This is a genomic window from Synechococcus sp. H55.9 (genome assembly GCF_047462355.1).
Taxonomy (GTDB): Bacteria; Cyanobacteriota; Cyanobacteriia; order Thermostichales; family Thermostichaceae; genus Thermostichus.
On sequence record NZ_JANSJB010000045.1, the window covers coordinates 1 to 3,164 of the forward strand.

Annotated in this window: 2 protein-coding genes; both read right to left on the bottom strand. The window is 61.5% G+C overall.

Annotated features, from left to right (window positions below):
- Nucleotides 1-749 (bottom strand): endonuclease domain-containing protein (locus tag NW857_RS07440; protein ID WP_414368506.1); only part of this gene is annotated, 749 nt, incomplete at its 3' end.
- A partial coding sequence (locus NW857_RS07445) for an Eco57I restriction-modification methylase domain-containing protein (RefSeq protein ID WP_414368509.1) occupies nucleotides 725-3,164 on the bottom strand: 2,440 nt, incomplete at its 5' end. The genes NW857_RS07445 and NW857_RS07440, both read right to left, overlap by 25 nt.

Genomic DNA, 3,164 nt, shown 5'->3' on the forward strand with positions numbered 1-3,164 from the left:
GGCAACAAACCAAAGATCGCAGTGCGCTCGTCAGTTGAACGCGCCACATTGCGAAACCCCAGCAACCACCCCCGCCGCCAATTGCCCAGCCGAGCTTCAACTTCTTCTGCCGGCACCCAGTACCAGGGCTGGACGACGAAGTGCGGGTCGGCGTGCTGTGCTGCGTCAGGGGTAGGTAGTTGGGTGCTAGAACGCGAATCCACTCCCTCATACGTGCCGTAGCGGTGGTCGTAGTGCCAGAGCATTTTGGCTTCGTAGAGGGGGAGGTAGAGTCCCTCTCCCCCTTGATCCCCCTCTCCCGAAGCTTCGGGAGAGGGGGTTGGGGGGTGAGGGCTACTTCTCCCAAGACTCTGGGAGAAAGGGGTTGGGGGGTGAGGGGATGGGTGCTCGTAGGAATGAGTAGCGACATAGTCGGCAATTTCTCGGAGGACTTGTTCCGTCTGGTCCAATACCTGGTCATTGGTAAAGCGCAGAACGGCAAAGCCATGTTTGCGCAGGATTTCCTCCCGCAAACGGTCGCGTTCCTGCTGAGTGGGTTCGCGGTGCACGCCCCCATCTATCTCGATGATTAGACGGGCGTCGTCACAGAAAAAGTCGGCGATGAATTGTCCAATCGGGTGTTGACGACGGAACTTCCGGCCTAACAGCCGACGGTCACGCAAAAATTCCCATAGCAAGCCTTCGGCGGTAGTCGCCTCGCGGCGTAACTGCCGTGCTCTGGCAATCAGTTCCCGGCTGGCTTCAGGCAATTTGTACTCCCCTTCTCCTGCTGGGTGGGAGAAGGAATCCGGGGATGAGGGCCATCCCCCCTCGCCCGCCACGTGGGAGAGAGGGTTAGGGGGTGAGGGCACAAACACATTCCCCACCAGCCGATACCCCTTCGCCTCCAGCTCCGTGCGGGTGCGGAAGAGGTGGGAGTCGGAAGACATGTTGAAAAGTCCTTGCTTAAACTGAACGCCCCAGGGGTTGCCCTCACCCCTGGCCCCTCTCCCCTTGTGGGAGAGGGGGGAGAGTTTTCATTCACTAGCACCGGCACGCGCTGGTAGATAGCCTTTGTCAGCTCGGCATCCTGACGGGTGCGGAAGACGGGCAGAGTGCGGGTGTTGGGATTGATACGGGCAATGTCGTCGGCGGTTAGGGTGAATACACGGCGTGGGTCGCGCAGGTGTTCGGTGCGAGTTGTAAAGAAGCTGAAGGTAGGGGTGCTCTCTGACGTGCTTCTCCTGCGGATGGTGAGCAGGCAGAACTTGTAACTGCGATGCACGCCAGAGAAGATAGCTTCGCGGTTTTCAAAATCAAACAGGCTGACCAGTTGCCCCTTTTCCACCAGGTCGGCGAAGAAGAATTGGTTGGTGGCGTCGGTGGCGATGCCGGTTGGCACGATGATGCCGGCCCGCCCGCGAGGGTTGAGCAGGGCGCGGACGCGCTCGGCAAACACAGAGTAGGTGTTGATGCGCCCACGACCGGTATGGGGATATAGCCCACTGCCACGCAGGAAGCGGCTGGTGCTTTCGGCGGCGTGCAAGGCGCGCTGATAGTCTTGCCAGAGGGTGGGGTTGGTGTCGGCGAGTGCTGCGATGAGCCGCCTGCGAGCGTCAGCGTTGGGTGCCTCAGCTATCACAGTGTCGCGGCTAGCGAAGAATTCCTGCTCCTCTAGCTGGATCATTTCCCAGGGTGGGTTGCCGAGGATAACATCGAAGCCGCCCTCACCTCCCCAGCCCCCTTCTCCGGGCGAGGGGGGAAGGTGAAACACCTCCGGGAACTCCAGTGGCCAGTGGAAGAAGCGCTGTTCGCAAGCCAGAGCTACGGCGGTGGCCAGAGCGCGGGAGTTGGCTCGATTTTCCAGCCGCTCGCTGACCGCTTTCGTGGTAATGGCCGCCGAGAAGTCCGAGGTCAAGCGCTGGAAAAAGGCCGCCGTCCAAAGGTTGCAGGCTTCTGTCAGTTTCTGGTGTTCTGGGTTTTGACAGTAGCGGGTGTAGAGCTCCTGCTTGCGGCGTACATTGGCTGGCGAGTCGTCCTGGATAGCTTCGAGCTGCTGCCGCTCCTGGCTGAGCTGGGCCACCACCTGGTCGGCCTCAAGCGGCAGAGAAAGCTGGCCTGTTTCCAAATCCCTGCGCTCGGCGCGATTTCGCCCCTTCAGAGAGCGGGCAGCCTCCCTGGAGTCGGCACTTACCGGCTCGAAAGCAGCATCAGGAAGGCCCTTTTCCAGAACCTTTAGATCCAGCACCCCCACCAGCGAGTCGCCACACTTGATGCGGTGATCGAGGAAGGTAAGCGGTTTGCCGGCGCAATGGGCCTCCAGCCAGAGGGCCACGCGGCAGAGTTCCACCGCCAAGGGGTTTTTGTCCACGCCGTAGAGGCAGTGGGCCACCACGTCGCGGATGGCCTCGCGCACAGTCTCGGGGGCGGGCTCCTCTTCGCCGGTGCGAACCTTGGCCAGCTCCTTGCCCAGATGTCGGGCAGCCGCCAAGAGAAAATGCCCAGAGCCACAGGCGGGATCCAGAACCCGCAGCGATAGGATGGCCCGTTCCTTTTCCTCACGGCCGGCTGCAGACTTCAGCCGCTCCTGCAGCACTGGCTCCAGGGCCGAGCGGACAAGTTCTGCCACCAGCTCCGGCGGGGTGTAGTAGGAGCCGGTACTTCTGCGCTCAGAGCCGTAGCCTAAGTCAAAGCAGGGCACACTGCCTGAGGTGTCAATCTGGGGCCGGTAGTCGAGCAGGCTTTCGTAGACGGATCCCAGCTCCTCTACGTCCAAAGCGGCGTAGTTGACCCGGCGCGGCGGCGAGGTCGCGTTCTCTTGGTAGTAGGCCAGGTGCCAGAAGGCCTGCAGCAGATCCCGGTTGCTCAGGCTGCACCCATCCAGCTCCAAAGGGGCAAACAACTCGCCGTTGAGAGGTGCAGCCCCTAGATGCTCTGCCAGCTCCTCCTGGGAAAGCACTCGCCAGAGCACCCGCAGGCTGCACCAGAGATCCTCATGCTCCGTAAAAGCGCTGCGCCGCTCCAAAAGTCGCCGCAGCCGACTCACGCCGTAGTGATCCCGGTAGAGGGGGCTGGCGCTAATTAGCCCCCGCTCCTCCGAGACTAAGAGAAACAAAAAGCGGTAGACCAGCCGCAGCAGTTGCCGGTAGAACTCCTCCGGGGTAAGGCAGTTCGATCCTGGAGAA